Annotated in this window: 8 protein-coding genes and 1 riboswitch; of the genes, 5 read left to right on the top strand and 3 right to left on the bottom strand. The window is 68.8% G+C overall.

Going from position 1 to position 6,062, the window contains the following annotated elements:
• On the top strand, positions 1 to 687 hold a 687-nt coding region (locus FJY88_11130), incomplete at its 5' end, for a (Fe-S)-binding protein (GenBank protein MBM3287886.1).
• On the opposite strand, the gene FJY88_11125 is transcribed toward FJY88_11130, so the two are convergent.
• The gene (locus tag FJY88_11125) at positions 665 to 1,240 is read right to left on the bottom strand and encodes a TlpA family protein disulfide reductase (GenBank protein ID MBM3287885.1); all 576 of its coding nucleotides are present in this window, start codon (positions 1,238 to 1,240) and stop codon (positions 665 to 667) included. The two genes, FJY88_11130 and FJY88_11125, sit on opposite strands and share 23 nt — an antisense overlap.
• Before the next feature lie 54 nt (positions 1,241 to 1,294).
• On the opposite strand from FJY88_11125, the gene FJY88_11120 reads away from it, so the two are divergent.
• Complete coding sequence (locus FJY88_11120; protein MBM3287884.1) at positions 1,295 to 1,765, top strand: acyl-CoA thioesterase; 471 nt, start codon at positions 1,295 to 1,297, stop codon at positions 1,763 to 1,765.
• A 41-nt stretch (positions 1,766 to 1,806) separates the two neighbouring features.
• On the top strand, positions 1,807 to 2,124 hold the full coding sequence (locus FJY88_11115) for an MTH1187 family thiamine-binding protein (protein ID MBM3287883.1): 318 nt from the start codon (positions 1,807 to 1,809) through the stop codon (positions 2,122 to 2,124).
• A 77-nt stretch (positions 2,125 to 2,201) separates the two neighbouring features.
• Here the strand turns inward: FJY88_11115 and FJY88_11110 are convergent, their stop codons facing one another.
• Positions 2,202 to 2,900 carry a class I SAM-dependent methyltransferase gene (locus FJY88_11110; GenBank protein ID MBM3287882.1) on the bottom strand — a complete coding sequence of 233 codons (699 nt, stop codon included), beginning with the start codon at positions 2,898 to 2,900 and terminating at the stop codon, positions 2,202 to 2,204.
• A 62-nt stretch (positions 2,901 to 2,962) separates the two neighbouring features.
• A riboswitch (TPP riboswitch) is annotated at positions 2,963 to 3,069 on the bottom strand.
• 538 nt (positions 3,070 to 3,607) lie between these two features.
• Between FJY88_11110 and FJY88_11105 the strand changes: the two genes are divergently transcribed.
• Positions 3,608 to 4,156, top strand: coding sequence for a hypothetical protein (locus tag FJY88_11105; protein ID MBM3287881.1), 549 nt, complete (start codon positions 3,608 to 3,610; stop codon positions 4,154 to 4,156).
• 288 nt (positions 4,157 to 4,444) lie between these two features.
• On the opposite strand, the gene glk is transcribed toward FJY88_11105, so the two are convergent.
• On the bottom strand, positions 4,445 to 5,473 hold the full coding sequence (gene glk, locus FJY88_11100) for a glucokinase (GenBank protein ID MBM3287880.1): 1,029 nt from the start codon (positions 5,471 to 5,473) through the stop codon (positions 4,445 to 4,447).
• Positions 5,474 to 5,675: 202 nt separating this feature from the next.
• Between glk and FJY88_11095 the strand changes: the two genes are divergently transcribed.
• Positions 5,676 to 6,062: hypothetical protein (locus FJY88_11095; GenBank protein ID MBM3287879.1), on the top strand; the 387-nt coding region annotated here is incomplete at its 3' end.

Genomic DNA, 6,062 nt, shown 5'->3' with positions numbered 1-6,062 from the left:
GAGGCGGCGGGCTATCGCGTGCGGATCCCCCGGGGGCAGGGCTGCTGCGGGGCGCTCGCCTGGCACTACGGCGATCCGGACGCCGCGCGGCATCTCCTACGAAGGAACCTGCGCGCCTTCGCGGGAGGGGAGCGGCCGATCGTGGTGACGGCGGCCGGCTGCGGCGCGGCCCTGCGCGAGGCGGGGGAGTGGCTCGAGCGGAACGATCCCGATCGGGCGGGGGCCGGCCGCCTTGCCCGCCGCGTGCGGGATCTCAGCGAAGCGCTCGATGAGCGCGCGTCGAATCTCCGCTGGAGGCCGATCGACCTCTCCGTCAGCTACCAGGACGCTTGCCATCTGAAGCAGGTGCAGGGCGTCTCCGAGCCCCCGCGGCGGCTCTTGCGCTCGATTCCGTCCCTGGATCTTCGCGAAACCGACGAGGCCCCGAACTGCTGCGGCAGCGCAGGCATCTACAGCTTCCTTGAGCCGGAGGTCGGCGCGAGGCTTGCGAAGGAAACGCTCGCCGCCCACATCCAGCCGGGCGTCTCGCGCATCGTCACGTCCAACGCAGGGTGCCTGCTCCACTTGCGGCTGCGCGCGCGGGGGGAAGGTCGGAGGATCGGCGTGTTGCACACGGCGGAGCTTCTCGACATGGCGCTCGATGACGAGCCGAGCGGTCGTTCGCCTACTGCTGGTAGATGCTCTTGATCACTCCCCAGGTCGAGACCTTCACGTTGTTCGCGTCGCGGAGAAGCTCCTCGATCTTGACCTTCATCTGCGTGGAGTTGTAGGAGCCGGTCCCGGGACCCTCGGCGACATAGCGCACGACGCCTCCGCCATCGACGAGGACGAAGCTGTCGTCGGAGATTCCGTAAGTGCTCTGGACATCCCCGGCGTCCAGGAGCAGGGGATAGTCCACGCCCGTCTGATCCCTGAAGTTCTCGAGCCCCGTCCTGCTGCAGCTCCGCGCGTCGAGACCCAGCACAACGAGCCCCTGCCCGGCGAAGACGTCATAGACTTCGCGCTGGATCAGCGGGGCGAGGACGGCGGAAGCGGTAGCGTCGCACTCGAGAAAGAAGAGCAGGACGGGATGAGACCGGTATGCGGTCAGGGAGTGCTGGTCGTAGTCGAGATCCGTCAGCGAGAAGTACGGGGCGGCTTCCCCGACGTCGATGGCTCGACTCTCGCCCACGAGACCAGAGACCAGGCACAGGGCCAAGACGAGGAAGCCCCTTGCGACCCGACAAAGGTATCCAGACATCAGCCGACCCCCCCTGCGAAACCAGAGGCCGAGGGAAGACAATCCCTCCTAATAATGGTACCACCGCTCCAGGGCGGTCTCAACTACATCCATCCGCCGGTCTCTGCTAGGCTTCCCCCGGGAGGGCGCGTGGAGAAACCCCATCGACATGTCGTCCGGGTGCGCTACGCCGACACCGACGCCATGGGGGTCGCCTACAACGCGGCCTACCTCATCTGGTTCGAGGTGGGAAGGACCGAGTGGCTGAGGGCCCGGGGGCTACCGTACCGGGAAGTCGAGGAGAGGGGCGTTGCGCTGCCCGTGACCGAGGCGACCCTCCGCTTCCGGACGGGGGCCCGCTACGACGATCAGATCGAGATCGAGACAGAGCTCGCCGAGGTCCAGTCCCGCAGGGTCGTCTTCACCTACAGGCTCCTCCGCGGAGATCGCTGCATCGCCGAGGGGAGCACGATCCACTTTCCCGTGGAGATCGCCACAGGCAAGGCAGTCCGGATGCCTCCCTGGTTGCTCGAGCGCCTGGCCTAGGGGCGCCACCCGCGCAGCCGGGGATCGATCGGAGGTTCTAGATGAGTGGCCCAGTTCTCATCGAGTTCTCGATGAGTCCGATGGACAAGGGCGTCTCGCTCAGCCCCTATGTCGCGCGCAGCCTGGACATCATCGACCGGAGCGGGGTCCCATATCGGCTCGGCCCGATGGGAACCGCCCTCGAAGGGGAGTGGGATGAGGTGATGGATGTCGTCCGGGCCTGCTTCCTCAAGATGAGGGAGGACTGCGGCAGGATCAGCTGCTCCATCAAGATCGACTACCGCGAGGGGGCCGGCGGCCGGCTCGACACGAAGATCGAGTCGATCGAGAAGAAGCTGGGGCGCAAGCTGAGCACCTGATCCCGCGCCGCGCTGAGGCGCTCATGCCCTCGCTCCGCCTCGCCCGGAGCCTCGCCTCGGGGCGCGCCGCCCGTCCGCTACGGCTTGCGGGCCTTGATGGCGACGTAGCCCCCCCGGTCGTACCCCGGCACGGGCGCCTCGATCGCGTCGTTCGTGAAGCAGGGGTGGACCGTCAGCGTCTGCGCGTACTCGAGATCAAGGAAGCCGATCTCCTTCAGATGCGATGCGATCTCCCTCGTCGTCCGCCAGTTCGCGTTCTTGACGAAGAGGACGGGATAGGGGTTGGCCGGCGCGACCTTTCTCAGATGCGGATCGTCCCAGGTCCCGATCGTCCCGGCGAGCTTGTAGAGCAGGCCGTAGGCGCTCGTCGCGGGGACGTCGCCGATCACGAGGCGGCCGCCCGGCTTCAACACGCGGAAGGCCTCGCTCAGGGCGCGGACCGGGCTCTCGAGATAGGCCAGCGTTCCGTTCATGAGAACGGTCTCGAAGAGGCCGTTCTCGAAGGGGATCTTCTCGGCCGGCGCGACCTCGATCTTCATCCCCCGGTTGCGCGCGATCTCCGCCATCCCTTCCGCGGGCTCGATCCCCTCTGTGATCGCGATGCCGTGATCGCGCCGCAGGATCATCTCGAAGAGGCCGCTGCCGCAGCCGACGCTGAGGGTCCTCCCGGGGTTCCGGAGGAATCCCTCCAGCAAGAGGATCTCCGATGCGAGGACGTTCTGGTTCTGCAGAAACCAGCCATCGTAGCGGTCCGCATAGGTGTCGAAGGAACTCATGACAACCTCCAACTCAAGCTGTCACGGCGCCACACGGTGGGAACGGCGGGAGGCCCGATCGAGGAGGGGCCTTCGTGTTTTCCCTACGCCGGTGTGAACCGGATCAGGTTCCAAGGGTCTCTCTCAGCCCGGCGCGCCCCTTGCGCGACGGACACCCCCAACACTGGGTGCGCAAGACGGTCGTATCCTAGCGGCGGGCCGGCGGCGATGCGAGCGCTATTGCGGAGGTGCGCTATTGCGGAGGCTGCTGTTGCGATGGCTGCCCCGGTCTCTCCCGCTCGTTCCGTCGCTGTCGGCGAGTTTCTCGCCGGCGCCTGCGTGCCGCCAGGTCGAACGGATGCGTCTCAAGGAGGGCGGACCCCGACGGCTCCCTCCGCCCCGCTAGGTTCGCGTTCGCGGCGCGGGGCTTCGGGAACCGCCGGGGTCCCTGCGCCGCACAAGAAACCAGACGCGCTCGAGCGGACCTGAGAAGCGAGCGGATGCGCCAGGCGAGCGCGCGGAGAGGGCCGCAGCGCGCCGCCAGGGCGATCGTCTCAACTACAGTCACCCCAGTCGAGTGGGGGGGCTGGTAGGATGATCCTGCGATGGAGTCGTATGGGGGAGGCGGCCTGCGCGGCGCGCGCCGCTCGGTGCCGTTGGCCGCATGCGCGGTTCTCGCGTGCGTCCTCTCTTCTCTCCCGGCATCGGCGCACGCGAGGAGCCCGGAGATGCGAGATCGATCGGAATGGAATCTCCCCGCGGACACGGCAGCCGTGGGGATCGAGGATCTCTACAAGCTCCTGCATCAGGCCTATCAGGGCCCGGGACACGCCGTTCCATCGCGGGAAGCGGCCTCGCTCTATCTCCGCGAGGAGTGGGCTGAGCTCGATCCGGCCGGTCCCGATGAGGAACTCCTAGATCCCCTCGTTCAGGGCTCGCCCTTTCTGAGATTGAACCTGAGGCCCTTCAAGGATGGCGGCGGCTCGATCGATTCGCTGCTCGATGCCTTCGTCCGCTCCGCCGGCGCTCCCATCGATTCGACGGGCTTCGCCCGCGCGTGGCAGTCGGCCGCCTCGACGATCGAGGGTGGGGGAGTCCCCTGGAGCATCGATGAATACCGCAGGCTCGATGAGCGGGTGCGGCCGCTCGGATACCCCGCGATCCACCACTCGGACGCCTACGAGAGACGCTTCCGCCCGGCCTATCGGGTTCTCTCTCGCCCTGAGGCGGAGCGGCTGATCGCCACGCTCGCGGCTCGCGGCAAGAACGCGAGATGAGCCCGGAGCGAAGAGCGGTTCGATTGCTTCCTGGACGCTCGCCCGGCGCGTCCGCTCGGCCCTCGCGGCGCCTGCTCGCCCGGTGTCGCGCTGTGGCCCGCTTCGCTCGCTGAGGGACAGGGCGCGAGCTGCGCGGGCCAGCAGCGTTCCACCTGGCGCGTCCGGGGACCCCGACGGGTTCCCGGAAGCCCCGCGCCGCGAACGCGAGCCTAGCGGGGCGCAGGGAACCGTCGGGGTCTGTGCGCCTCGCGGCGCGCGCGCTCGCTTCTCCGATGCGGTCGAGCGCGCCTAGGCGCCCGCCTCCTCCTCGGCGATCGCGGCCGCGCCGAGAAGCCCCACTCTCGGGTTCAGGATCACCCTGACCGGGATGCGCTCCAGCAGATCCCGATGCCTTCCCTTGCGGCGGAACGACTCCATGAAGCTGCCCGCCGCCATCCGGTCCCCGATGCGGGGCGCGATGCCGCCGGCCACATAGAGCCCGCCCGTCGGGAGCAGCTTGAGGGCCAGGTTTCCCGCCTCCGCGCCGTAGATCGAAAGGAAGATCTCGAGCGCGCGCCCGCATGCCTCATCCGTTCCGGATAGGGCGTGGCGGGTGATGACCGCCGCGGGATCCTCCGCTTCCATTTCGGAGCGGATCCCCGCGCCAGGGGGGGCGGCCCCCGACTCGACGACGTGGCCATAGATCTCGGCAAGCCCCGGGCCCGACAGGGCGCGCTCGTACGAGACATGCGCGTATCGTCGCGAGAGGCGCTGGAGCAGTCCCCATTCGAAGGCGTCGCGCGGGGCGAAGTCGGCGTGCCCCCCCTCGCTCGCGTGGACCTCGTATCCGTCGGTTCCCCAGACGAGGAATCCCTCGCCGAGGCCGGTTCCGGCGCCGATCAAGGCGATCGGTCCGCGCGGCTCGGGGACTCCTTCCTGCAGAGTCAACAGATCGGCGGGACTAAGCCGCGGGATCCCGCGCCCGACCGCCTCGAAGTCGTTGACGAGGCGCACGCGGGGGATCCCGATCTCGGAGGCGAGGCGCCTCGCGTCGATCCGCCAGGGTAGGTTCGCCGGGACGTGCTCCTTGCCGATTCTTGCGCCCGCGACTCCGAAGGCGGCCGCTCGGATCTCGCCGGGGATCTCGTCGGGATCTTCCGATCGCCCCGGCGCGAGGAAGGCGTTCACGAGGGCGGCCAGATCTGCGAAGCGCGCGCTTTCGAGCCGCTCCTCGCGAATGACGGCGAGCCCGGTCTCGCCCGTGGAGAAGATCGCCAGAAGCGACTTGGTCGCGCCGATGTCGCCCGCCAAGAGATGCGTCGGTTCGTCTCGCGGCATGGCCCAGTATAGGCGGGACGCGGGGGATCGTGGCCACGCTCTTCTCGGCGAGATGAAGGCTCCCTTGTCAGCCTCGACCCAGCTCGTCTAGGATAAGGCGTGGCGGACGCGGACGGCGCCGATCGCCCGGTCGATTCGGGCGCGGCCGCGGCCCCGCACATGAGCGCACGCGGGCCGGGCGCGGCGATCGAAGGCGGCATCGATGCCCAGGTCAAAGCCAGATCATGGCGCGCGCCGTCTCCTGCAGGGCGCGGGAGCCGTCCTCCTCCTTCTCGTCGCTTCGGCCTTTCCTCTTGTTCCCGCGATCTGCGCCGCCGGCCCGGCCGAGCAGCAGAGCGGCCAGAGCTGGATCTCGGGCCCGACCCGCCTCTCTCGACTCTCCGCCGAGGAGAAGCGGCTTCTCCTCGGCTATCGGCCGTCCCCGGAGTCGGCCAAACGCCCGCGCTATCGACTGACCGACCCCCAGGTGTCAGCGCTCCTCTTCGCCGCGGGATTACCCCTGCCGAAGACGGACGATCTTCCCGCCTCCTGGGACTGGCGCGAGCACCAGGGGGTCACGCCGGTCAAGGACCAGGGGCTGTGCGGCTCC

Source organism: Candidatus Eisenbacteria bacterium, from assembly GCA_016867495.1.
GTDB lineage: Bacteria > Eisenbacteria > RBG-16-71-46 > CAIMUX01 > VGJL01 > VGJL01.
Note: the sequence above shows the minus strand (reverse complement) of the source record. Positions and strands in the feature narration are given on the sequence as shown.

Excerpts from the sequence above, each read along its gene's own strand:
- FJY88_11105 (MBM3287881.1), top strand. The coding sequence starts at position 3,608 with ATGCGAGATCGATCGGAATGGAATCTCCCCGCGGACACGGCAGCCGTG.
- FJY88_11110 (MBM3287882.1), bottom strand. The coding sequence starts at position 2,900 with ATGAGTTCCTTCGACACCTATGCGGACCGCTACGATGGCTGGTTTCTG.
- FJY88_11125 (MBM3287885.1), bottom strand. The coding sequence starts at position 1,240 with ATGTCTGGATACCTTTGTCGGGTCGCAAGGGGCTTCCTCGTCTTGGCC.
- FJY88_11120 (MBM3287884.1), top strand. The coding sequence starts at position 1,295 with ATGGTACCACCGCTCCAGGGCGGTCTCAACTACATCCATCCGCCGGTC.
- FJY88_11115 (MBM3287883.1), top strand. The coding sequence starts at position 1,807 with ATGAGTGGCCCAGTTCTCATCGAGTTCTCGATGAGTCCGATGGACAAG.
- glk (MBM3287880.1), bottom strand. The coding sequence starts at position 5,473 with ATGCCGCGAGACGAACCGACGCATCTCTTGGCGGGCGACATCGGCGCG.